12 protein-coding genes are annotated in these 26,143 nt (G+C 44.7%); 3 read left to right on the top strand and 9 right to left on the bottom strand.

Going from position 1 to position 26,143, the window contains the following annotated elements; all coding sequences use genetic code 11:
* Positions 1-231: 231 nt before the first annotated feature.
* From NSB03_RS03090 to NSB03_RS03075, 4 genes are all read right to left on the bottom strand, one after another.
* Entirely contained in the window at positions 232-4,536 is a 4,305-nt protein-coding gene (locus NSB03_RS03090; RefSeq protein WP_024988585.1) for a hybrid sensor histidine kinase/response regulator transcription factor, read from the bottom strand.
* A gap of 154 nt (positions 4,537-4,690) precedes the next feature.
* Positions 4,691-5,005: an L-rhamnose mutarotase gene (rhaM, locus tag NSB03_RS03085; RefSeq protein WP_024988586.1), complete on the bottom strand. Its 315-nt coding sequence runs from the start codon at positions 5,003-5,005 to the stop codon at positions 4,691-4,693.
* 23 nt (positions 5,006-5,028) lie between these two features.
* Positions 5,029-6,435 (bottom strand): glycoside hydrolase family 88/105 protein, encoded by a 1,407-nt coding sequence (locus NSB03_RS03080; protein WP_257466208.1) that lies wholly within the window; start codon positions 6,433-6,435, stop codon positions 5,029-5,031.
* Positions 6,436-6,438: 3 nt separating this feature from the next.
* On the bottom strand, positions 6,439-8,316 hold the full coding sequence (locus NSB03_RS03075) for a rhamnogalacturonan lyase (RefSeq protein WP_257466207.1): 1,878 nt from the start codon (positions 8,314-8,316) through the stop codon (positions 6,439-6,441).
* Between the two features lie 233 nt (positions 8,317-8,549).
* On the opposite strand from NSB03_RS03075, the gene NSB03_RS03070 reads away from it, so the two are divergent.
* The 3 genes from NSB03_RS03070 (at position 8,550) to NSB03_RS03060 (ending at position 13,627) form a co-directional block, all read left to right on the top strand.
* Positions 8,550-9,692 carry a glycoside hydrolase family 88/105 protein gene (locus tag NSB03_RS03070; RefSeq protein ID WP_024988587.1) on the top strand — a complete coding sequence of 381 codons (1,143 nt, stop codon included), beginning with the start codon at positions 8,550-8,552 and terminating at the stop codon, positions 9,690-9,692.
* Between the two features lie 123 nt (positions 9,693-9,815).
* Positions 9,816-11,450 carry a rhamnogalacturonan acetylesterase gene (locus tag NSB03_RS03065; protein WP_024988588.1) on the top strand — a complete coding sequence of 545 codons (1,635 nt, stop codon included), beginning with the start codon at positions 9,816-9,818 and terminating at the stop codon, positions 11,448-11,450.
* A gap of 416 nt (positions 11,451-11,866) precedes the next feature.
* A complete protein-coding gene (locus tag NSB03_RS03060; RefSeq protein ID WP_257466206.1) occupies positions 11,867-13,627 on the top strand; it encodes a PD-(D/E)XK nuclease domain-containing ATP-binding protein in 1,761 nt (586 codons plus the stop codon).
* On the opposite strand, the gene NSB03_RS03055 is transcribed toward NSB03_RS03060, so the two are convergent.
* From NSB03_RS03055 to NSB03_RS03035, 5 genes are all read right to left on the bottom strand, one after another.
* A complete protein-coding gene (locus tag NSB03_RS03055) occupies positions 13,608-16,955 on the bottom strand; it encodes an exo-rhamnogalacturonan lyase family protein (protein ID WP_024986437.1) in 3,348 nt (1,115 codons plus the stop codon). The genes NSB03_RS03060 and NSB03_RS03055 overlap by 20 nt on opposite strands.
* 177 nt (positions 16,956-17,132) lie before the next feature.
* Positions 17,133-19,220 (bottom strand): rhamnogalacturonan lyase family protein, encoded by a 2,088-nt coding sequence (locus NSB03_RS03050; protein ID WP_257466205.1) that lies wholly within the window; start codon positions 19,218-19,220, stop codon positions 17,133-17,135.
* A 68-nt stretch (positions 19,221-19,288) separates the two neighbouring features.
* On the bottom strand, positions 19,289-21,010 hold the full coding sequence (locus tag NSB03_RS03045) for a RagB/SusD family nutrient uptake outer membrane protein (RefSeq protein WP_257466204.1): 1,722 nt from the start codon (positions 21,008-21,010) through the stop codon (positions 19,289-19,291).
* A 21-nt stretch (positions 21,011-21,031) separates the two neighbouring features.
* Positions 21,032-24,076, bottom strand: coding sequence for a SusC/RagA family TonB-linked outer membrane protein (locus NSB03_RS03040; protein ID WP_024986436.1), 3,045 nt, complete (start codon positions 24,074-24,076; stop codon positions 21,032-21,034).
* 47 nt (positions 24,077-24,123) lie between these two features.
* Positions 24,124-26,142, bottom strand: coding sequence for a RagB/SusD family nutrient uptake outer membrane protein (locus NSB03_RS03035; RefSeq protein WP_065537801.1), 2,019 nt, complete (start codon positions 26,140-26,142; stop codon positions 24,124-24,126).
* Position 26,143: the final 1 nt, after the last annotated feature.

Below are 26,143 nucleotides of genomic sequence, written 5' to 3'. Positions count from 1 at the left end.
TTCGGAATCGCTCAGCGTCAATTTCTTGATTTTCATTTATCATGCGGTTTTGTTCGAGGCAAAGATAATGTAATTTCGACATAGGTGAAATAATTATGAATAACTACTTATATAGATACAATAATCCAGTTACGCACTATTTACTTTGCAAAAATAGGCGTACTTCCCCTCTTGTACAATAGACTATTGTACACAAATACAAGGAAAATTATCCAATATGTAATATTATCGCTATGAATCCGATTCCTGTGGCTCCGAAGAAGCGGCATCCGTATTCACCCCACGCTGATAAACAGACGGCGCCACGCCGAACTGCGCCTTAAAACATTTGCTGAAATAGAACGGGTCGCTGATACCAACTTTATAGGATACTTCCGCAACAGTCAGGTTGTCTTCCGAGAGCAGCAGTTCCGCCGCTTTCTTCATCCGGACTACCCGCAGGTATTCATTAGGTGAATATCCGGTCACACCGCGCAGCTTCCGATAGAAGACCGTCCGTCCCAACTTCATCAACTGTGCAAACTCGTCAATAGAGAATTCAGGACGAGCGAGGTTCTGTTCAAGGATAGCCGCCAGACGGTCGGCAAATTCCTTATCCCGGTCGGTAGTGCACATGGCAGGACGCACGATACCCGGTTCACTGGAGAACTTCTCACGCAGTTTGTCGCGTTGCTCTATCAAACGGAACACATGTGCCAACAGTAGTTTCACGCTGAACGGCTTTGCAATATAGGCATCCGCTCCCGCTTCGATACCTTCCAAATGCTTTTCCGGTGAGCTTAATGCAGTCAGCAGGATGATAGGGATATGGCTTGTATCGAAATCCGATTTCAGCTTCCGGGTTACTTCAAATCCTGTCATTCCCGGCATAAGCACATCGCAGATTATCAGGTCTGCTTCGGACGTACGTGCTTTCTCAAAGCCGGATATTCCGTCTACAGCCACTTCTACTTCAAAATATACACCGACTTCCTCTTTCAGGAATTCGCGAATGTCGTTGTCGTCCTCAATAATCAGGACTTTCCGTTTATTCAAAGGAGCAGGCAGCTTTTCCGGGTCGGGAAGTTCTTCCGAGAGTTGCAGCAAATGATGCGCCTGTCCGTCCGCTTCTTTCAGTAATACATTGCCGGGAATCAAAAAGTCTTTCTCCGCATAAACCGTCTTGTCCGTCGGGATACATACGGTAAATACGGAACCACCGCCTTCGTTGTCCTTATAGTCAATCGTACCTTTATGCACCGACACCAGTTCATGGCTCAAATGCAGACCTACACCGATACTGTCACCGGAGAAGTTGCTCTGCATAAAGCGTTTGAACAGTTCATTCTGTTTCTCTTTGGGGATACCGACCCCCGTATCCGAAACTTGAATCTGCAATGTTTTCCGGGCTTCGTCCACGTTCACCGAAAGGATGATAGTGCCGTTGGAAGGCGTATATTTGAATGCATTGGAAAGCAGGTTATAAGTCACTTTATCCAGATTTCCCTTGTCGATGAACATCTTATAAGAAGGCACGGAAGGCAGGAAACGGAAATTCATATTCTTCTGTTCCGCCACGTCTCCGAAACTCAGGAATATTTCATAGAGGAAAGAGATAACATCGGTTTCTTCCAAAGAAAGTGCCAGTTTGTTGTTCTGCATCTTTCTGAATTCGAGTAACTGGTTGATAAGCCTCAACATACGTTGCGTGCTCTTATCCATGGTCTTCAACGGGTATATCAGTTCACGGGGAATATCCGTGACGCGCTGTATTTTCTCCAGTGCTCCCTGAATCAATGTAAGCGGGGTACGGAATTCGTGGGAGATATTGGTGAAGAATACCAGTTTATATTCGGTCAACTGCTTTTCCACATTGATGCGGTTGCGCAGCCCGTTAAAGTTGCGGACAATGCGGAAGGCAAAATACAAGGCTATAATCAACAGTAATACATAACATAGCATCGCCCAGGTAGTCTTCCAAAATGGCGGGACAATCACAATCTTCAAGGTAGTCTCGCTATCGTTCCAAATGCCCGACCCGTTGCTCGATTTGACATGAAGCACATATGTCCCCGGATTCAAGTATTTGAAAGAAGCGAAATTCAAAGGAGAAGGTGCACTCCAACCCTGGTCGTAGTTTTCCAGCCAGTACATATACTTCGTATGTCCGCTGTCGGAATAATCAAAGGTAGAGAAGTCTATCAGAAATGAGTTCTGAAAATATTTCAAAGTGATTTCATCCGAATAGGCAAGTGACTGCTTCAACGGGGAATCTTCCATTTGCGGATTCATCTGGGTTCCGTTGACATACAAGTCGGTGAAGACTACCGGAGAGAAAGTCTCGCTGTCCTGTATCTTTTCGGGGTCGATGACAATCAGACCGTAGTTTGTCCCAAACAACAACTTTCCGTCTTCGCGCATACAGGCACTATTCTCGCTGTACACATTCCCCAAGGTATAGGAAGAGAAGAAATAATTCTCGAAAGAACGGTTAGCCGGATTAAACTTGGAGATACCGTACTCGGTAGCCACCCAGATATTTCCGTTCTTGTCTCCGAGAATAGATTGAATCACATCGTTGACCAGTCCTTCGGAAGTGCCGTAATGCTCATACTTCAAAGAATTGTAATTATCCTGCGGCTCACAGAGATTCAGTCCCGAACCGGATGTGCCAATCCACATACGTCCTTTCGTATCCCGGTAGATGCACTTGATTTCGTTACTGCAAAACTTACCGTTCGTGTAGCTGAACAGGTGATAATTATCAGAATCGGCAATCAATGAATCGGGATGAAAGATGCATATGCCCTCGCTGGTTCCTACCCAGACCATCCCGTTCTCGTCTTCCTCTATCACACGCACCATTCGCATTCCGAATGTCTGCTGGAAGAAATGACGGAATTTATATTTGCCGTCCGGCGTAGGTTCCGCCAGTTCAAGCCCGCCGCCGAATGTCCCTATCCACATACGTTCTTTGCGGTCGCGGTAAATCGCAAAGACATTATTGTCGGACAAAGCCGTGAGGTCGGAAGGATTATTACAATACCAGGTGTCCCCTACTTTCAGTCCGTTTCCACGGGTTCCCGTCCACATTCGTCCCTGCCCGTCTTCGGCAATGGCGTAAATATTGGAATGGAAATATTGATTGTTCATCTTCGAGCGGAGATTGGAATCGAAGGTGTAAAGCCCCCCTTTACGTGTACCGACACAGATATCACCGTTCGACATTTTAGTGAGCATACGGATGGTGTTCGAACGGTCGAACAAATCACGGGATTCGGGATAGATGCGGGAAGTTCCTTCATTCAAGACAGAAATGCGGGATAAGCCCGAATACTCGGAAGCTACCCAGATACCGCCGGCACGGTCTTCCATGACATAGAGCAGGAAGTCCGAACTGATATGGCTTTGGTCATTTATATTTGCCACAAAGTGCTCCAGTTTGTCTTCGGCGGTATTATAGGCGAAAAGACCGTTTCCGTAGGTCGAAATCCAGATAATTCCGCGGGAGTCATGGACGATGTGATAACGTTCGAAGTCGATGTAGCTTATCTTGTCCTGCGGAATCAACTGAAAGTCTTTGATTTCTCCCGTTTCGGCAAGTACATAGGTAAGGTGTCCCGTATGGTTGTATATCCAATAGTCGCCGTGATTGTCACGTATCAGTTCGCCTTTCTTGATGTCCATGCGGGAATCCGCCTGAATGTCACCGGTGTTGAAATCGTACGTATATACTCCGGTGGTAGTCAGAATGACCCATTTATCCTTTAGCAGGAAGTTGCCGGTGGGCGAAGTCTTTCCTGCTACAACAGCAAGAGAACCTTGTTTCTGCATCTTTTGGGTGGCAGACTGATAAAGGTAGATGTCCCCGTCGGAAGTCAGGAAATACATATCATCTTTGTAAGCCAGAGAAGAAGTGAAATGTATTAGACGGTCTTCTATCCGGTATTGTCCGTTGGTGACAGAGACTAGGCCGCATTGCGTTCCAATCCAAATGCGACCGCCGGCATCCTCATTAACAAATTTCACCCTGTTGTCCGGCAGATTACCACGTTCGGTTCTGAATACGGTAGAGGTCATTCCGCCATCCGGTTGATGGTTCATTTGACGGCAGCCGTTTCCCGAATGGTGCAGCCACACATCTCCGTTGGCGGCTACAAATACCTTCGAATAGTTCTGTCTCGACTCGCCACACCCGGTATAATCAATAAAACGGGCACGTTGCAAATCGTAACAGCTATATAATTCCGGTGTGGTGGAAATCCACAGGAAACCGTCTTTGTCTTCGGTCAGGTCATAAATCCGGTTGTCAGCCAAAGAAACCATGTCTCCGGCTTCCGGACGGAAGGTAAGGAAAGAGTTGCCATCATAACGGCTTAACCCGTTCAAGGTAGCCAGCCACAGGAAGCCTTTGCTATCCTGATAGATGTAGCGGACAGAGTTATTAGGAAGACCGTCACTGGTTCTCATTTGTGTGGAACGGAGTTCTATTGCACCATAAGCATTCAGCACAAAACAAACGAAAAAGAGGAAGACTGAAAAGTGTCTTTGCGTCATATAGATTCCAAGATTAATAATAAATGTTGGACAAAAATAATCAAGATAGTTGGAATAAGAAAGAAACACTCCATTAAAATAACATGAGGAGAATGCTTGTATTTCCTACCAAGCATTCCCCAGCACTATCAATTCAACCTAATTACCGGAAATATCAATCCATATGAAACACTTCCGGCAAAGGGATGGATATCGGCGAATTGTCCGGATTCACTTCCATGATGTCCGCCATATAATCCCACCATTTCTGCACAATCTCCGTATTGCCCAAATCCTGTGAACCGGCATCTCCTTCCGTCTTTTGGAAGGCGAAAAGGATATTCGTTTCCTTGTCCCAGTAAATGGAATAGTCCGACACGCCATTCTTTGAAAGCAACGCTTTCAGTTCGGGCCAGATGGCGGCATGTCTCTTTTCATATTCGGCTTCGCAGCCGGGTTTCAAATACATCTTAAATGCTTCTCGTTTCATGGTTTCAATCTATTTAAAGTTAATCACTTAGTGTCTTCCATATCGACGGCGAAGATAGGAGCCGTCGTCTTTTGTTTTACTTGATAATATTGAACGGCGCTGTCGTTCATCTGCGGATACTGGTTCTTCAGCAGGCGAATCATTTCCGCACCCGCCCAAAGCACCGGGCCGTATCCGTGCGCCGCATACACATTGACCGGACGGTAATAATAAAAAGCAGGGTCGAAAGCCATTCCCGTACCGACGCAAGTACCTTCCACCTGACCTTCCGCATTGATTTTCCCGGCCACGGCATGCCAGCCCAGATGAGCGACAGGACCATAAGCGATTGCATCAATCCAGCCTTTATTAATGGCGTGCGCCAGGCAGTAGACATAAATTGCGGTAGCGGAAGTTTCAAGATACGAATCGTTGCGGTCGAGTAATTGATGCCAAAGCCCTTCTCCACTCTGCAAGGCTGTCACGCCACGCACATGAGCACGGAAGTAGTCCATTACTTTCGCACGTTGGGGATAGTTTTCCGGCAATACGTCGAGCAGTTCGCAGGCTGTCAACATCGCCCAACCGTTGGCACGTGCCCAGCAGAAAGCAGGATGGTCGGTGCTGCTTTCCACCCAACCATGGCGATACAGTCCTTTTTCGGGAATAAACATACGGTCGGCAAATTGCAGGAATTGCCTTACTGCTTCTGCCAAATATTTCTCCTTTTGAGCCTTATCATAACAGCTCATCTGTGCTACTGCGGGGATTCCCATAAACATATCATCCAGCCAGAGCGTATTGTGCTGTGGGCGATTACGGGCAAAAGTTCCGTCCGCCAGACGGTATTCCTTGTTTATGATAAAGTCGAAATAGTTGTCAATCAAGCCGTCCACAGGAAGCGAGCCGTCTTTCAGGCGGACTTTTATCATAGCTGCGCATACCGCTCCCGCATCATCCAGTGCATGAGGAGTAAGGATTTGCAGCAGTTGGGGGTCGGTTGTCCCTTTCTCTTGGTACACTCGTTTGAAATGCGGCGCTACTTCCGCCAGAAAGCGGAAACGGTTCTGTACATAGTTCATATAACGCTGGTCATCGGTAGCTTCGGTTGCCGCTATCAAGGCGGAATAGGTCACTCCCCATTCATAGCTTGCCAGACGGAAAGCACCGCGTTCCAGTTGCGCCTCCTCTCCCATGGCGGTATAATCGGTTATCTGTTTTCCTGTGTTCTTGTCTACTACACGGGCGGGAGTCTCCTTGTCTATATAGGCAAACACACGGTCTACGTCTTTCTTCACCTGTTCTGGAGTCAAGTTACCGTAAGTACCTTGATAGGCGGGTTGCAGCAAATGCAAAGGTGTATTTGAGTCATTTACTACCGTTTTCTTTTTCTGCGCACTGACAGGCAAGGCTATCAGTAATGAAGCAATGGCTATGATACGAATATTCATATTTTATTTTTTAGGTATTTTACATCCTCTGAATACGGTGCCCTTTAATTCGGGACCGAAGTAGAATCCAGGTTGTGTGGGCTGGTTATAAGCGACGTTTTGTGTCGCAATGCTGATACGGTACACCGGGTCTTCCAAGAAAGTATGGAAACGGTAGTCAGTGGGAATAGTAGAAACGTAAAGTCTCAAAGCTGTGTTATCGGCTGTACGTAGCAGTACTTCTTCACGCCAGTCGCCGATGATGTCCCCTTGCAGGCAAGGAGTCGCTTTCGTTCCGTTATTGGAGAGGGCGCCCTCGAAAATGGCGATGCGTTCGCAGATTCCTTTCTCCCAGTTGTATTTGCTCACGATGTTCTTGTCCAGCAATTCACGCAATAAATCACCGTCCCACCAGACAGCCATATTGCAAGACAATCCTCTCACCCGTTCCTTTACAACTTCGCCTTTTACGCTTCTGATTCCGCCGGAAGCTAAAGACCACATTTCAACACCCGGATAAGTAGGATCAATATCGGCCGCCATGCAACGTCCGACATCGGTATTGCTCTTTATTTGAAACAAGACTTCTCCGGTTGCCGCATCCCTGTATGTACTTCCGTCCCGTTTGTTCTCGTGGCAGTCCCACACTTGCAGGCCTTTGCGGGAAGGGTCGAAATGAGTCAGGTGAATAGCGTCTCCATGTCCCATTTTGGTAGAATAAAGTCCTTTTCCGTTATGGTCGATAGCACATGAACCATAGATGATTTCATCGCATCCGTCACCGTCCACATCACCTACCCGCAAGTTATGATTCCCCTGTCCGGCATAGTCTTCGCATCCTGGATTATTGCTGTCGAATACCCAACGTTGTTTCAGGTCTTTCCCGTCCCAGTCGAAAGCAACCAATACAGTACGGGTATAATAGCCGCGACACATCACGACGCTTGGATGAATTCCGTCCAGATAGGCCACACAGGCAAGGAAACGGTCACTTCGGTTTGCACGGTCATCTCCCCAGTCCATCAGGTTACCACGTTCGGGGATATAGTCAATGGTGTGTAGTGCTTCTCCTGTAAGACCGGAGAATACGGTTAAATATTCTTTCCCCTTCAAAATACGTCCCTGATTGACAAGCCTGTTTCTTTTCTTATCAAAAGTGCCCGCTTCGCGATAATCCGCGTCGGGATTCCCTATCATTTTCCCTTTTCCGTCCATTGTTCCGTCTCCGGTTTTCATCACCACTTCCGCACGACCGTCGCCATCCAGGTCATAGACCATAAATTGAGTATAATGCGCTCCGGCACGTACATTCTTTCCCAAGTCGATACGCCACAGATGCTTTCCGTCCAGTTTATAGCAATCAAAGATTACAGGCCCCGTATAGCCGTCATGCGAATTATCGTGCGCATTGCTCGGATCCCATTTCAGAATAATCTCATATTCGCCGTCACCGTCCACATCACCGATACTTGCGTCATTCGGAGCATAAAAATAGCTTTGTCCCGACGGAGTTGTTCCGTCTTCCGGACGATTCAACGGGATATTCAGATAACCCGCCGGAGCATTTGCCGGCAGTTGGTAAGTGCTTTCGGTCTTTCCTTTGATGGCTTTGACAGTATAGAGGGCAGGCTCCGTCCCTGCATAAGTATCCTGAAAGAAAGTGGCGTCTTTCACCGGGTGCTTATTTATCTTTTCACCATTCCTATATATATCAAATGATTCATTCATCGGGTCGGAAGAGAGATAGCGCCAGGAAACGGCTACCGTAGAAGGATTCTCACGAATGGCAATCACGCCACGTCCCAAATGTTCACATTTCAACTTCGTAAAGTCATAGTTCGGCTGGGCTACTAAAGAAGCAGTCATCAGGAACAGACTAAAAAAGACAGTTATGTACTTCATAGTTTTATCATTTATCAAATTACCACACAAAAGTAAGGAACGCAGGGGATTGATAAAATAGAATATCGTACAGATATATGTAGAAATATACTTTTAAAGCAGATTTCAGGCACTTTGTGAACAAATTTAAAGTTATATGCACAAAAATCCATTGATAAAGAAAAGAACGTCCCTTACCTTTGCGATTGAAATTTATTATAAACAGTGAACTAATAAAACAGAATTATTACACCATGAAGAAATCACTACTCTCATTTTTTACAGTAACACTTCTTTTCTGTCTGATGCCCGTACATCCGGTCGCAGCACAAGAGTTGCCTGCACAAGAGGAAACGTTAAAGACTATTATAAAGGTAAACGACTACTTTATGAAAAAGTATGCCGATTATACCATTCCCAGTTTCTACGGTCGCGTACGTCCCAGCAATATCTGGACACGGGGCGTCTATTACGAAGGACTGATGTCCTTATACGGCATTTACCCGCGCGAAGATTATTACCGCTATGCCTATGACTGGGCGGACTTCCACAAATGGGGAATGCGCAACGGTAACACCACCCGTAACGCGGACGACCACTGCTGCGGACAAACTTATATCGACCTGTATAATATATGTCCGTCCGACCCGAACATGATTCGGAATATCAAGGCGAGCATCGACATGGTGGTGAACACTCCGCAAGTAAACGACTGGTGGTGGATTGACGCCGTACAAATGGCAATGCCTATCTTCGCCAAGTTCGGCAAAATGACCGGAGAGCAGAAATACTACGACAAGATGTGGGACATGTATCATTATACACGCAGCCAGCATGACGAGACGGGTATGTTCAACTCCAAAGACGGTCTGTGGTGGCGCGACCAGGATTTCAATCCGCCGTATAAGGAGCCGAATGGCGAAGATTGTTACTGGAGCCGAGGAAACGGCTGGGTATATGCCGCCTTGGTACGTGTGCTGGATGAAATCCCTGCTGACGAGAAACACCGTCAGGATTATATCAACGATTTTCTGACCATGAGCAAGGCATTGAAGAAATGCCAGCGTGAAGACGGTTTCTGGAATGTCAGCCTTCATGACCCTACGAACTTCGGCGGGAAAGAGACTTCCGGAACGGCACTGTTTGTCTACGGAATGGTTTGGGGAGTCCGCAACGGACTGCTCGACCGCAAGGAGTATCTTCCGGTTGCTTTAAAGGCATGGAATGCAATGGTAAAAGATGCTGTTCATCCGAACGGATTCCTGGGATATGTACAGGGCACGGGTAAGGAGCCTAAAGACGGGCAGCCTGTTACATACAAGAGTGTGCCCGACTTTGAAGATTACGGGGTAGGTTGTTTCCTGCTTGCCGGGACGGAGATTTACAAATTGAGATAAAGAGAGTTTTCAATAAGGTTAAGAATAATCATCCATTAAGTTCAAGTAGAGGTTAGTTTGTAGTTAGTCCCCTCACTGACAGGTGTCGAACAGGTCAGTGAGGGATTTCAAAGAAAACAGAAAATGAAAAACAAGTTGTTCCAATATGCATGCGGACTGATAGTCATCGCATGCAGCCTGCAAATGCAGGCACAGAATAAGGTCACTGCTCCCATGAAAGATGTCAACCAAGTGATTGACAATACGCTGGACAGCCTGAACAAAGCACGTACATCAAGACCGGAAGCGGGTTCGAGCCGCAAAGGCAATAACCCTGTATTGTTTTTGGTGGGAAACTCCACCATGCGCACCGGAACCTTAGGAAACGGCAATAACGGACAATGGGGCTGGGGCTATTATGCAGCTGATTATTTCGACTCTAACCGGATTACGGTAGAGAATCATGCGTTGGGCGGAACCAGTAGCCGTACTTTCTATAACCGTTTATGGCCAGATGTAATCAAAGGAGTCCGCCCGGGAGACTGGGTTATCATCGAATTGGGGCACAATGACAACGGCCCATACGACAGCGGACGTGCCCGTGCTTCCATTCCCGGAATTGGCAACGACACGCTGAACGTGACAATTAAAGAAACCGGAGTAAAAGAAACCGTATATACTTACGGCGAATATATGCGCCGTTTTATCCGCGACGTGAAAGCGAAAGGCGCCCATCCTATCCTGTTCTCGCTCACTCCACGCAATGCTTGGGAAGATAAAGACAGCACTATCGTCACACGTGTCAACAAAACTTTCGGATTGTGGGCAAAGCAGGTGGCAGAAGAACAGCATGTTCCTTTTATTGATTTGAATGATATCACTGCCCGCAAGTTCGAGAAGTTCGGCAAGGAGAAAGTGAAATATATGTTTTATATCGACCGTATCCACACTAGTGCTTTCGGTGCCAAAGTCAATGCCGAGTCTGCTGCGGATGGAATACGTGCATATGAAGGACTGGAATTGGCCAATTATCTGAAGCCTGTTGAACAGGACACTGTGACAGGTTCCAGCCGTAAGGAAGGACGCCCGGTATTGTTCACTATCGGCGACAGCACGGTCAGAAATGAGGATAAAGACAAGAACGGTATGTGGGGATGGGGAAGCGTGATAGCTGACGAGTTCAACCTGAATAAGATTTCCGTAGAAAATCGTGCAATGGCAGGACGTAGTGCACGTACATATTTGGATGAGGGCCGTTGGGATAAGGTATATAATGCCTTGCAACCGGGAGATTTCGTACTTATACAGTTCGGTCACAACGATGCAGGAGATATAAACAAAGGGAAAGCCCGTGCCGAACTACGTGGTTCGGGAGATGAAAGCAAGGTCTTTCTTATGGAAAAGACAGGAAAATACCAAGTTGTTTATACTTTCGGCTGGTATCTCCGTAAGTTTATCAGGGACGTTCAGGAAAAAGGGGCGACTCCCATTGTGTTGAGCCACACTCCACGCAACAAATGGAAAGACGGAAAGATAGAACGCAACACTGAATCTTTCGGCAAATGGACACGCGAAGCTGCCGAAGCCACCGGAGCTTACTTTATCGACCTGAACAAAATCAGTGCTGATAAACTTGAAAAGAAGGGTGTGAAGAAAGCTGCGACTTACTACAACCACGACCATACACATACTTCTCTGAAAGGAGCGCACATGAACGCGAAAAGTATTGCGGAAGGGCTGAAAAAGACAGATTGTCCGTTGAAGGAATATTTGAAGTAAGCAGCATAATATAAGGAAGGCTACGCTACTTATCACTCAATCTATTAATAGAAAAGTTGCTCTTACCCCTTTGCAAACTTCTATTGGGTTAATCCTAAAGTTTTGTTTGCCTAAGAATAAACTATAAACGCAAGTTCCGTTTTTATAAATGCAAGCTTTGTTTTTATAATCAAAGGCTTCATTTATAAAAACGGAACTTGCGTTTATAGTTTGCAATAAGTTAATTGCAAGTTTGATAGTAAGGGAAAGGAAGTTTACCTTTAATGCATAAAAACTTTTCTATTAATAGATTGGGGGACAGCTAGTACTACTTTGTACGAAAACAAATAGCCACCTTTCCATAATACAACCACAAATCATTGATTTATTCCACAGAATAGATTAACTTTGCCTATACAAATTAAAAGCCTGTCAATATGAGTCAAGTGAAAGGAATACCATACGGAATATCCGACTTCAACCGGATGCGGAACGAAAACTTCTATTTCGTCGATAAGACCATGTATTTGCCCCTTATCGAGGAAATGCCCAGTTATCTTTTCCTTATTCGTCCGAGACGTTTCGGAAAAAGCCTGTTCCTAAGCATGATGCGTACTTATTACGACATAGCACAGAAAGATAACTTCGACAAGTATTTCGGTGATTTATGGATAGGAAGTCATCCGACTAAAGGACGTAACAATTACCAAGTCCTTTTCTTCGACTTCTCAAAAGCAGGCTGTTCTCTGCCGGGAGCAGACTTAATGAGCAGCTTTAATGAATATTGCAGTATCATCATCAACCAGTTTGCCCATGCATATGCATCTTATTATGATGAAGATTTTAAGTCAACAGTAGAAAGTATTGAAAGCGCTAAAGCAAAATTATCGTATATCGAAGTAAAGGCCAAAGAAAAAGGCTATCCCCTCTATCTGATAATCGACGAATATGATAACTTCACCAATGTCATATTGAGCGAACACGGGCAAAAAATGTTCCATGACCTGACTCATGCCAGTGGCTTCTATCGTGAATACTTCAAGCAGTTCAAAGGTATGTTCGACCGGATTTTCCTAATGGGAGTCAGCCCTATCACATTGGATGATTTGTCTAGCGGGTATAATATTGACTGGAATATATCGACTGATTCCCGTTTTAATGCCATGATGGGATTTGATGAAACTGAAGTACGTGAAATGCTCCGTTATTACCAACAGAATGGAAAATTGGTCGGTGATATAGAAGAGATGATTACAGAAATGAAACCGTGGTATGACAATTATTGTTTCGCCAGAACGTCTTTGGACAACGACCGTGTGTTTAATTGCGATATGACTTTATACTATTTACGTAACCAAATTGATTTTCACCTTCCGCCCGAAAACATGGTAGACAAGAATATCCGTACGGATTACAGTAAACTGAAAATGCTGGCACGCATTGACCACGACAACACTCATGAGGGAAGCCGCATGAGCACTATCGAAGAAATAGCGGCAAAAGGTGAAATACTGGTAGACTTGCATACCTCATTCCCGTCAGAGAAGATAGCAGATATTGAGAACTTCCGAAGCCTACTCTATTATTATGGCTTACTCACCATGTGCGGAACCCGTGGCGACCGTCTGAAAATGTGCATACCTAACAATTGTGTACGCGAGCAGTACCTTGGATTCTTACGCGACTACTATCAACAGGCCCATACTCTGAATCTTTCACATCTGAAAGACCTGATAGATGATTTCGCCTTCGACGGTCATTGGAAACCATTCTTCGAAACCATCGCCTGCGCCTATCGGGAGAACTCTTCCATACGTGACGCAATAGAAGGGGAAAGAAATCTGCAAGGTTTCCTGAAAGCCTATCTTGCCATTGCTTCCTATTATCTCGTACAACCGGAACTGGAAATGAACTATGGTTATTGTGACTTCTTCCTGTTGCCGGATAAAATACGTTATTCCGATATAAAACACAGTTATATCCTGGAACTGAAATACGCTACACGTACGGCTACCGATGCCGAGCTTGAAAACCAGGTAGAAGAAGGAAGACAACAACTGTTACAATACAGTAAGGATAAAGTTGTGAAGAAACTAGCTACCGGAACGACACTTCACCTATTATTAATTCAGTTCCAAGGTTGGGATATGGTGAAATGTGAAGAAACAAACGCTTCCGCTATTCATCCTTCGGAATAACCTCCTGCATATAAATAGCATCCAAGCTCCAAAGAGCAGCATCATTCGTGCTGATGCTCGTACATTCATCTAATGGAGACGGTACTTCCGGCGGAAGTATGGTAGTGATGCGGAAAGGCGGTGCAGGTGTATGTTCCAACCGGGTAAACAAATCTTTCCAGGCTTCTTCAGCCATTTGGGTATTACGCAAGTGGTAAGCTGCGTAAGCCATCAGGCGGGAAACACGAAAACGGCTATGGCTAAGTTCCCATGCTTTCTTCTTGTAACGTGCAGCATGGTCAAGCCAGGCGTCTTTCCATTCGGGTATATCAATCATACGCATCATTTCATTGGCTATCTCAAATCCGCCCATGATCGTCATCAAATGGTTGGTTGTTTCCAATTTGGGGTCACATTCGGTTGTGATGATCCCTGTTGACGGATCAAATCCTAGAGCTTTGGGACCAGTAAAAAGGCGGTTAGGCAGGGCGGCAATGCTTTTCATTCCGGCTTTTATTTTATCACGATAAGCAGTGTTACCTGTGCGCTCCCATTCTGTCATCCAATTACCGGCATAAGCCAGCCAGTCGGGACCGATACGCAAACGGGCGGGAGCGGTACAAGGATATTCACTGCGAGGTTGGGCCAGGCGCATAGGGTCCAGTTCATAGAGTTTGTGGTCGGCATCCTTCACTTCAGTCATTAAATCACCGCAACGTTCGTCCGTAGTAAGGTAATAGTAGAAACGGTTCCAGGCGGCCTGGCTGATTCGCGCTTCTTTTGCTCCGCATCCCCAATGACTTACATTATGCCGACTGCCTAATCCGGCATTGGGGCCGATATGGTAGACATCCACTTCGCCTGTATGACGCGTCATAGCTTCTGCCATACGCCAGATATCCATACGCCCGGTACGCAGGAAATTATACCATAGCCACATATTAGAAGCCAGTTCCGTATTGTCCCAGGCAAATCCTCCGACATCGTAACGCCAGGTATGACGAACGGGGTCATAAGCGTGCATTACATCACCATAATTCCAGAAACCGTACCACTTGTTTTGTTCGATTGCTTTCTGATAGAAGTCAATATAAGCATCCAAGCGGTCTTCTACACGAGTACGGAATGGAGTAGTACGGTCAGGGAGACTCCATATCCCGAAAGCTTGGCGGGCATGAAGATAATTCGGGGTTGGCATTAACAGACTAGGGCTAGAAAATTGTTTGGCATAATCAGCAAAAGCCTTTTTCCCGGTATAACCACTTTGTGGGATCAGTGTAAACGTAGTGGTACGGGCAATACCGTATGGCGTGCTCATGCCTTCCTGCACATCTTCATAGCTGGCATTCAGGTCATGAGCTATACGATCATAATGCCGCAAATCCATAGGCTCGGACTCTGGGCTCCACAACCAGGCGGTAAGGGTAGCTACCGGGGTTCGTGCGTCTGAGATTTCAATAGAAGAGGGATAAGACTGCCAAAAGTCATGCATACAAAGTCCTAATCCTCCGGTAATATCTCCGACAAAAGTATATCCATCGCTACGTGTGCCGGAAAAGGTTCCTATCCAGGGATTATCGTTATTGGCACGTTTACGAATGGAGAAAGCATCGGCAGTGAGTTGAGACAGACGGTAATCATTCCATGAAGCCCAGTTATCGAGCAGAGAGCGGTTCTTTTCATCGAAAGATTCATAAGGCGGAATACGTTTGCCTTCCATTTGCTGCTCTTGCAGGGAGTATTCATCTGTTGGCTTCTGTTGTGCATCCTTCTTTTTATTACTGTTTTTCTTATTATCTGTCTTATTTAAATTATCTGCCTTATTTAAAGTGAGTATGCGACGCCCTACCAATGGTTGTACCGGCTCGCTCCACACTCCTCCATCTGCACACGAGAAAGCAATATGACGATTATACAAAGCTTCACGCATAGGAACGTCGAAACGGATACCCAAACTACGAATGAAATCTTTCTCCTGATCTCCGTCATAGACGAAACTATGTACCATTTTGATCTGTTCACTGCCACCATAAAAATAAAGACGTACCACAAAAGGAAGCCACTCACGGTTATTCTTCCTATTCCGATGTATCCCTTCCAACTTTACAAGTGCCCGTACAGCGCCCAGACGTTCTATGGTTACTGATTTTATTTCCCCTATGTAATGAGTAAAAGATATTTGAGATGTATTTTCTTGAATCGGCTCGCTTTGAGTATTACAAATCAGACGCGCTTTCTCTCCTACTTTAGTTCCTTTATATAACAGGCTATCAATCAGGGAATCTCCGCGTCGGGGAATAAATACGGAAATTAGCCCTGTTTCAATTTGAATATTTTCAGGCGTTTCAGTGATTGCAATAGAAGCATTAGGCTGTTTATTGATAGTTTTTGCTTTCCGGGGGGCTTTTTCTAATGTCAGTCTTTCTGTTCCGGCAGGAATAACTCCGGCAACTCCGCTCCATTTCACGGAACCATCCGGCCAGTAAGCCAATGGCCAAGTATCTACCGGAATCTCTTGATTTCTATCTGTTTTTAGTCGCAATGAAGTTTCAGGAAATAGGTAGCCTTCATCAAAAGGAACTCCGAAACTTACAGCTTTGTCTTGTTCAGGCGTATTGCCGATCCAATGTAAAGGAACAGTAGACGTTTGGGATGGCAAACATTCGTAGCGGAAGTTTGTAATACGGGTACGGGATAAGGTGGTGCGAAAGCCGAACCATCCTTCAGTCAGAGGTTCGGCATCGCGGAAGTCCACCAGTCTCTTGCCGTCTATGTAATAACTAACCCTATTATTTTCATTTGTTATCTTAATGTGATACCAGTGATTCGCTTTTAGCAAATGTTCGGTATCTGTATATTCTTTCAGTATGGCAGGGCGTACTTTGGGATCTGTGATTCCTGCTTCATTGCCGTCATAACGACGGAAGCGTGTAGTAGAGTTATAATTTCCACCATATCCCATGTAATAGAGTTGCAAAGAATAACAATTCAGAAAGATTCCGCTACGCCACTTCTCACGTTTCCATATATTATCAGGATGTTTTGGGTCCGAAGCCATCCAAAAGCAATTCAGGTCACTCAAACGGTCTCCTTCTTTTTCTACAACTACACATGCATCATATTCAATGGTTACCCGTCCGCTCATCTTTTCTTTCCTCCATAAGGTAAGACCTTTAGGAGACAGTATTTCAGCGGTATCACCCTGAAATGTCACTTTATAATCCGGTGATTCCGACTCTACCTTCCAATATTTATGAAACTGACGGGCGTTGAGGCCGGAAACTTTATTGTTTTGTGCGTTTGTTCCTAAAGTAATGAAGAGGAACAAAAGGATAAAGAGTTTTTTCATATATACATATATTTGCTATCTCACCTTACAAAAGTAGGGAGAGACGATCAATTAAGAAATAGAATATTATCCATATATATGGTGATTCGTTCAAATATGAAAAGAAAGAACAACCCGATACTGTAACCGGCTTGTTCTTTCTTTATAAACTTATACTAAAATAGAATAAGACTTTTCTTATTCTTTCGGTTCTTCCGTTTCGGATGACTTCAAGGTTTCGGCACCTACATAATAACCAAGGTTAGTTCCCTGATTATATCCCATGTTCTGCATAGCTTGCGACATATCGTATGTATGGTCTGTCATCAGATGCGGAAGACGATGAGTAGTAGGATGATTGGTAGAAAAGATATAAATGGATTTACCATCTTCCGACCCCATAATCACCTCTTCACGATAATCTCCCAAGAAGTCGCCATAATAACAAGGATTGTATTTGGTTCCATGATTTCCTTGATTACTGCCATAGCCGACACTAAAATTCACCAAACGCTGGCGGTTTAACAATGAGTTCTGTTTATAACTCAACACCAATGCACGGTCAAACATCTCGCGTGTTCCTTCTCCCGACCAATAAATAGCTACGTTATAACATACACCGCCACCTATACCTGTCGGATAATTCGTATTGACCACCTGCCCTGTGCTACAAGAATACATACCAGACTGAACGGACGACCAATACTCAAATCCCGGACTATCCGGATCGACATCTGCCACAATACAACGTCCGACATCACCATTCATTCCGGGTGCATGTCCATTTATCAACGATCCATCTTTGGCATCAATCACCTGGCATCCATATCCGTGTCCCATATTCGCATACGTTTCCTGTTCTTCAAACGAAGCCACAATCTGCAACCCCGGACGGTCTTGGATAAATTTACCAACATGCAGAATGTCACCGTGTCCATTGCCCGAACACCATAGTTCACCGCCATCATCATCAATAGCCGCCGAACCGTATAAGATTTCGTCCTTGCCATCCCCATCCAAATCCGCCACACGGAAAGCATGTGAACACATTGCCAACCATTCGGCTGAATGCTCGGCTGTATCAAACTTCCAACGTGTTTCCAATTGATTGCCTTTCAAATCGAGCGCCCATACCTGCCAATTCTTATAAATACCGCGACTGATAATCAAACTTGGATTACTCTTTCTTACACCGGTTGCCTCATCCGGGATGCCATCAAGATAGGCAACACCGATAAAGAAACGGTCCATACGGTTGCCATAATCATCTCCCCAATAATCTATCCAATATTTAGCACGGCTTCTTTTAGAGCCCTCACCTCCTCTGGGGATATTATCTATACGAGTAATTTCACGTCCATCCAATCCTCTACAGATAGATACATATTCAGGTCCTTCCAACACCAGCCCGCAAATAGTGGGTAAAGCAGCACCGGAATACCATCCCTTACCACCTTCCTCACGACAACGATAGTCGTTCACGAATCCATTTGCACCAAGAATCGTTTTGCCATCACCAAACTTCGTACCCTCCGACGAACGGAAAGCAATCTCACACCGGCCGTCTCCGTCAAAGTCGTACAAAATGTATGAAGTATAGTGAGAACCGGAACGGATATTAATGCCCATATCTATCTGCCATAAAAACGAACCATCCATTCTATAAGCTTCCAACAAAGTCGTCCCATTCTTCCATTCCCCTTGGTTCGCGCCGTCGTATGGCTCTCTCTTCACCACAATCTCCAACTCACCGTCACCATCCAAATCACCTACCTGAATGTCATCCGGTGAATAAGTCAAAGAAGCGTCAGGTACATTCACATTCAGTCGGATCTCACGATAGAACTTCCTTGCCATATCTGATGTAAAAGTGTACTCGCAAAGAGTCTCCGTTTGGTTGGCCAACGTAACACGATAGGTATTGGACTTATCCTTATCAATATTCTCATCAGACCATGAAGTTGCATTCGTTATAGGAGCCTCGTTCAATTTCACTTCAGCTCCGCCATCTTCCGACTTATAAATGTCAAAAGCCACATTTGCCGGATCTGTCTTTAATAACCGCCAACTAATCAACGCAGATGAAATGCCTGTTGTCGCATTAACGTCCTTTTCCCAAATGGGATCATAACTCACCCACATTGCCCGATTGCCTGTAACCACTTCAACCGGCGGCAAAGGCGGAAGTTCTTCCTCCACCACTGGTGGAACCACCGGCTCATCATCTGAACAAGCTCCTGCCATCAACAGACAAAAAGCCCATACCAACAGATTATATTTTTTCATATTTCCAATTCTTTAGTTTAATAATACATTCAAAAACTCCTCTTCCGTTCTTTTCGGACATCCGGGATTTACCATCCCGGATTTTGTTCCAAATTCGGATTCTTAGAACGTTCGCTCTGTGGAATAGGAAAGAAATACATCTTATCATCCCATATTCTATTCTTTGTCTTACGTTCATAAGTATAAGTACCATCACCATTTTTGGTGATTTTCATTTCAACAATGTTTTTGAAATGCTTGTCAGCCTCTTTCCAACGACGCACATCCCAGAAACGATGCCCCTCAAATGCTAATTCAACCATACGTTCATTCTGATATTTTTTCCAGAAAGCATCGTTAGTCATATTGGTTGGAAAGCCCGGCATTTCAGCACGAGTACGGACAATCTTAATGGCATCCACTGCCGAAGTCGTAAACTCGCTATCCGTCTTATCCGGACCGCCTAGATATTTATATACAGCTTCCGCATAATTCAAATAAAACTCTCCAAAACGGAATGTAATCCATGAATGATAGGTCTTTGAAGCTGTACCGGCACGCAAGTCTACTGCCGTCTGACAATACTTTTTCAAATAATAACCTGTCGGAGTACCGCCACTCAACGGTTCCGCATTTAACCCACCCTGATAGGTTTGCAGAGGAACAGTATTCCAGTTTGGCCACTTTTCATCTCCATTCTTGGCAATAGTCAGCCCAAACCTTTTATCGCGACCTTCGTAATAAGGTTTCGTAGGATCGTAATCCTCCATTTCATCCGGACGCAAACCGGTTGCCTGCATCTCATAAGCATCCACCAAAGTCTGCGTCGGACAGTTGCCACCTTTGCAATTTTCCAATCCTATCGGGAAATTGTATCCTTCGAACGAATTGGTGGTAGTAGTGGCACGACGACAGAAAATTAATTCACTAGTAGCATCATTATAGCTATCCTTACTCCAAAGCATGTCATAATCACTTACCAGCAACTTCGGTTTGGTCGCAAACCCGTCATTATCATCCAATAATTCTTTATTTGCTTTAGCTGCACGATACCAAAGTGCTTTATCATCGGAAGGATTGAATAAAGGACTTGCAGCATACAAAGCTGCACGAGCCTTCAACGCCAACACAGTCTTACGATTAGCACGCCCCGTTTCTGCCGGACTGCTAGGCAATGCCATATCTCCCAGTTTACTGTAATCAACCACAATCTTATCCTTGATATCGTCACATTCTGATATAATATAATCAAAGATTTCCTGAGCCGGTCTGCGTGACAACGTATTCGATTCTTCCGCTGTCATCACATGGTCGCTGAAAGGTACATCTCCATATTGCCGCACCAAATTAAAATAAAAATACGCACGAAGAAAACGCACCTCATACTGGTAATTGTTATATCGGAACATTTGCTGGGCATAATCACTATTCAAAGCAAGTTCGGGAAATGTGAGTCCGGTAAACTTCTCCAAATACAGATTGCAATTGGCTATTCCTTCATAACAAGATGTCCACATACTTCCTTTGGCATTCGACGGACTCCAAGAACCATTGTAGAAATCTTCTATCTGGTTTCCTGAATAAGCATATTCAGACTCATCCGTAGCAGAACCCAAAATAGCTCCGCTATAATTTCCAAAGTCCACATCCATGGCCAAATAGATATTTGTTATCAGCCCTCCCACATTACCGAAGTTGAGCTTCACAAAATCCTCATCATAATTATTGTACTCATGATATTCCATTTTATCTGAGCAGGAACCGAGTGTGATTGCACACATCATTCCGTAGATAATGTTTTTCAGTTTCATTCTTTCGCTTTGTTTTTATCATTAAAAACCAATCGTAACGCCGACCACCACACTCTTATTCAGCGGAGTCGCTGCACCATAACATTCGGGGTCCGCCACGTCAATATGGTCAGCACAGAACAAGTCTATCCCTCTCACATACAACTTGGCACTTCCCAACACTTTTGTCTTCTTCATCAGTTCTTTCGGGAACTTGTAATACACCTCCGCATTACGCAACTTCAAGAAAGAACGGTCTGCCAACCAAACCGTATTGGTCTGGTAATTATTGGCATTGCTCTGAGAGCTCAAACGGGGATATTTAGCATTCAAGTTCTCCGGCGTCCAACGATTCTCATAATAATGATTAGAAATCGTCGTATTGTTTATCAACGGCCAAAACATACTCTTGGTATTCAACACAGCAGAATAATTGCCCGTTCCCTGGAACATAACATCTACTCCAAGCCCCTTCCATTCGGCTCCCAAATGGAAAGAATAATAAATTTCCGGTGCCGCCGTACTATAACCTATCGCTGTCTTATCATTAGCATCTATGACACCATCGTTATTTACATCCTTATACTTTATATCTCCAGGGACAACTGTGTTAAACTTGTGTGGAAGACTGTTCTTTATGTCATCTTCGTCTTTGAAGAATCCTTCGGCTATCATACCGTACACTTGGTTCAGCCTATGACCGGTCTCTATCAGATTATCATACACACGCGGTTCTTCCAATTGCTCTTTAATTTCATTCTTGTTCCAAGCAAAATTACCACCCACGTTAAACAGCATATCTCCCCAACGTTTGGTGTAATTAAGCCCGATTTCCATACCGTAGCTATCCACAATTCCGGCATTCTCGAACGGAGCATCCATACCCAACACATCTGTATATTTTCCTTCGGAAGATACCCAAATGTCTTTCCGGCGCTGATAATAACCTTCTGCTGTCAAATCCAAACCACCGAACAGGGTAGCATCTATACCTGCATTGTATTTATAAGCTTTTTCGTGAGTGGAATTAATGGTTGCCAGACGACCGATAATCGTACTTCCAAATTCGGAGTCGTAACTACTGTTGAACTTATACTGCGTACCGGTAGTCGTATAAATCTGATCCCAATAATCATATACAGTATCCTTACCGTCTATTGGCAGATAATCGGCATTTATCACACCAAACGACGCCCGTAACTTCAGGAAATTCACCCAAGACATATCTTTCAGCCACTTCTCTTCCGAAAGCACCCAAGCGGCAGAGATTGTAGGAGAAAAAGCCCACTTATGTCCCGGTGCCAACAAGCTGGAGACCGATCCGACCAATGCCAAATCTACATAATACCGGTTGCAGAATCCAACATGATTAAACCATGACACATTCTGACGGTAGATCGTCGTATTCAGTCCATACGAATCACGATATTCGTAATCCCATTTCAGTTGTGAATAAACATCCCATTTCCTGAATGAACGGTTGTAATCAATGCTTCCGGCAAAGTTAAACTGACGTGCCCAGTTGTTAATGCCTGCCTCTTTTCCCATTTCACTATCCTCACCTCCGGAAATAGTTGTGTAAAACGGTCCATTATTAGTCCAATTAGTAGAATAACCGGCATAAGTGTATGTCTTACTATGATCTTCCAGAATATTGGAATAATTATCATAAGCCAAACGAAAATTGGCTCCCAGTCCCTTCAACAAGCCGGACAAATCCTGCGACAACGTAAGATCTGCAAACAAGCTACGGGAGTGTCCCTTTGAATAAGCTGTTCCCTGCGATTGCGCTACAGGATTCAAGGTACCTGCCCAAGTCGTACTGCCTCCCCAACTGCCATTTTCCGCACGAACAGGAAAAGCGGCAGCAGGAATCGAATAAATCATATCCCATAAGTTAGCTGTTGCTCCAGGCATTCTGGATTCGGACAAAGTACCGAGAAGATTCAGTTTCAACTTAGTAGTAGCCGTCAAGTCTATATCCAGATTCGTGCGTAAATTGGCACGCGAATACATATTCTGTGTAGAATAACCTTCATTCATGTTTGCCTCTTTCACAAAACCTTTATCCGTCAATAAATTCGCCATGGTATAATAACGGAATTTGGCACCTCCACCACGAAACTCAATCGTATACTTATTAGAGACTCCCCGGTCTTTGAATGTTTCATCCACCCAATTCACATTCGGATATAAATAAGGGTACAAATGTTGAAGACTTCCGGGTTCTCTGCGGAAAGCCGCAATTTCGGCATCTGCATAACGAGGACTTAATTTTTCATACCCACGCGCTTCATTTACCGCCAACGCATAAGTGGCGGCATCTGCAAACTCCGGACGGCGAGATTGTGTGTTTACGATATGGTCATACGTAAATGTAATTTCTCTCGTGTTATATTTACCACGTTTCGTAGTAACCAAGATAGCACCGTTTACTCCCTTATATCCATACAACGCCACGGCTGCGGCATCTTTCAGGACAGACACGGATTCCACTTCATCCGGACTAACCAAACTCATATCCCGTTCCAAACCGTCTACCAACACTAAAGGTGTACTGCTCGACAAACTCTGCAACCCCCGTACATAAAAGGTAGGATTTGCCGTCAAACCGGTACTGGTGGCATTTTGCAAGGTGGCAAGTCCCAAGCCGTAACCAAACAACGCATTGGATATATTCTGGGAAGAACGTTTGACAAGTTCTTCGTTATCAGCCGTAGCAACAGCTGCCGTAGATTCATGACGATTGAATGTCCGGTTAGCTCCCACATCCACAGTATGTGCCGCATACCCCATCACGATTGTCATCGGTCCATCCTTCTTTACAACAACTGTAGCAGAGCCATTGTCAACAGAAACAACATTCAGACGTTGTCCCTTTTCGACTGCAATCTCAAATTTTCCATCCTTATCGGTTTCAACCCGCATCTCTGCCGCGCCACCTTCCACATTGACAGACGCTCCATAGACCGGTTTTCCCGATTTATCAACAACAATACCTGTAATGTTGCTGTCTGTGTTCTGTGCTCCTACCGGAATGCCCAAGCAGACCAGCAAAGCCAATATCAGAATCTTATTTTTTCTCATATAAATCAATATTCAACTATTGTTCTAATCTGTTTCGTTGTCTCACATTACCAACCCGGATTCTGAATCAATCCGTACCCTTTGTTAATTTCGGTCTGTGGGAATGGAGAAAGATACCATTTAGGTTCAAATCCATGTGTCCACCAACGACGCATCGGCTTAGATAATTCAAATCTTTGATAGTCAAAACGGATCGGTTGCAACGCTCCTTTGTTCTTATCTCCTTCATTCCATTTCGTATTCCCCTCCATACGATTGCCTGCCTCATCCAAACGATATGCCAGCAAACCATGCAAAGGCTTTTCAAAACGGTCGGCACGTTTATAACGAACAAGATCAAAATAACGGCTGTCTTCCAGCCCCAGTTCCCGAACACGTTCGCACAACAATTCTTCCAGCAGAGCATCTTTGTCGGAAAGCAAATCTTTATCCGTCACACAATCTGCCAAATCCTTCTTCAATCCTACACGAGCACGTACAATATTAATTTGGTCAATAGCTCCGCGATGATCGTTCTTTGCTTGAAGCAAGGCTTCTGCATAAGTCAGATAAATATCGGACAAGCGGAGATAAACCCATTGTGTATACTGACGTTGATATTCAGTTCCCAGATAATATTTCATATTTTTATAACCCGTCGCATAATTACCCGATTGAAGTTTTGCATTCTCTCCTTCGTCATATCCGCCTACCCACAGTTCGTATGGCAATCCGGACATTGTTCCTGCACTCCAATCCAGCATTTTCGGCAACCCGTTCACCATACAATGCTCATACAAGCGAGGATCACGAGTCAACACAATATCGGACAACATTTGTTCACCTGCCTTAAATGTTCCCGTCAGGAACATTTCATCCAGTTTACCTTCTTCTACTGTCTTATCCCAGTCGAAAGGCGTACCGTCGGCCCATGAGAACATCTCTACATATTCCTGTGTAGGCGGGTACTCGGTACGACAAAGCGCTTTTGACGGATCTGCCCAAGAATGCCACATATAGGTAGAGGAGTTAAAAGCATCTGACATATTGGTACGGACAGAGTGTAATATTTCCCTGCTGCCTTGACGGACATATCCCATACGATATGCTTGTCGATACTGCTCCGGTGTCTCTACAGACGCTTTATTCAAATCGTATCCTCCTTTGCTATCCAATTCCTTGAAGAAATCTTCACAAGCTTTCAAGCAATTGTCCCATAACTCCGGACGATACTCGCCATACCACACCAAATGTTGTTGTTCGGCTTCCGAGCTTCCTCCTGCATATCCCTGGTCAGCGTTAAATAATGGAGAAGCTGCGAACTGCCAGATTTTACATTTCAAGGCCATAGCACCAGCTTTTGTCCAATGCCCTGCTTTACTGGTAAGGTCTGCGTCGCTATAAGCCCATTCCAAAGCATTGGAATTGATAGCCTCATCCAACATCTTAATCATGTATTTCACCGTTTCTTCTACAGTGGAACGAGGTATTTCATACCCCGCCTCCGTTCCGGAAAACGAAGCATATAATAATGGAAGACCACCATAATGACGGAACATATCAAAATAGCGTGCAGCTATCAAACATTTAGCTTCCGCTACCAATCTCGCTTTTTCAGTTTCATCCATCCCCGGCACCCGGTCTATATTCTCCATAAAAAGCCAGCACCAACGTACCACTTCCCACACCATTTCACGGGTATATGGAAATATGTTGCCACGTATGTCGTAATTAGCGTTGAGAGTTCCTCCATAATACTGCTTATACACCGTTGCGTCACTGAAATAAAGCGCCCAACAATCAGTCAACGCATCTTTTTTCCCTACATAAGGGCTGGAAGAATCCGGAATATTACCATTGCTATCCGTATTATAAGGTAGACCATAATACTGCCTACTATAACAGGTATTCAAAAACTGACGTGCATATTCGGCATTATTAAACACCGTATCAATCGTAACATTTCCTCCCGGAGCCTTCTCCAAAAAAGAATTTCCGAATTTGATTTCGTCCACACATGAGGTGGAAACCAGAGAAACTGCCGTTCCCACCATCAAACCGATGAACCATTTATTTTGTAATTTCATT

This window comes from Bacteroides acidifaciens (assembly GCF_024623065.1).
GTDB classification, from domain to species: domain Bacteria; phylum Bacteroidota; class Bacteroidia; order Bacteroidales; family Bacteroidaceae; genus Bacteroides; species Bacteroides acidifaciens.
This window is presented reverse-complemented; position numbering and strand designations above follow the sequence as displayed.

Bases quoted from the DNA above. Each gene is read 5' to 3' on its own strand.
- NSB03_RS03060 (WP_257466206.1), top strand. From the start codon at position 11,867: ATGAGTCAAGTGAAAGGAATACCATACGGAATATCCGACTTCAACCGG.
- NSB03_RS03075 (WP_257466207.1), bottom strand. From the start codon at position 8,316: ATGAAGTACATAACTGTCTTTTTTAGTCTGTTCCTGATGACTGCTTCT.
- NSB03_RS03070 (WP_024988587.1), top strand. From the start codon at position 8,550: ATGAAGAAATCACTACTCTCATTTTTTACAGTAACACTTCTTTTCTGT.
- NSB03_RS03090 (WP_024988585.1), bottom strand. From the start codon at position 4,536: ATGACGCAAAGACACTTTTCAGTCTTCCTCTTTTTCGTTTGTTTTGTG.
- rhaM (WP_024988586.1), bottom strand. From the start codon at position 5,005: ATGAAACGAGAAGCATTTAAGATGTATTTGAAACCCGGCTGCGAAGCC.
- NSB03_RS03040 (WP_024986436.1), bottom strand. From the start codon at position 24,076: ATGAGAAAAAATAAGATTCTGATATTGGCTTTGCTGGTCTGCTTGGGC.
- NSB03_RS03080 (WP_257466208.1), bottom strand. From the start codon at position 6,435: ATGAATATTCGTATCATAGCCATTGCTTCATTACTGATAGCCTTGCCT.
- NSB03_RS03055 (WP_024986437.1), bottom strand. From the start codon at position 16,955: ATGAAAAAACTCTTTATCCTTTTGTTCCTCTTCATTACTTTAGGAACA.
- NSB03_RS03035 (WP_065537801.1), bottom strand. From the start codon at position 26,142: ATGAAATTACAAAATAAATGGTTCATCGGTTTGATGGTGGGAACGGCA.
- NSB03_RS03065 (WP_024988588.1), top strand. From the start codon at position 9,816: ATGAAAAACAAGTTGTTCCAATATGCATGCGGACTGATAGTCATCGCA.
- NSB03_RS03050 (WP_257466205.1), bottom strand. From the start codon at position 19,220: ATGAAAAAATATAATCTGTTGGTATGGGCTTTTTGTCTGTTGATGGCA.
- NSB03_RS03045 (WP_257466204.1), bottom strand. From the start codon at position 21,010: ATGAAACTGAAAAACATTATCTACGGAATGATGTGTGCAATCACACTC.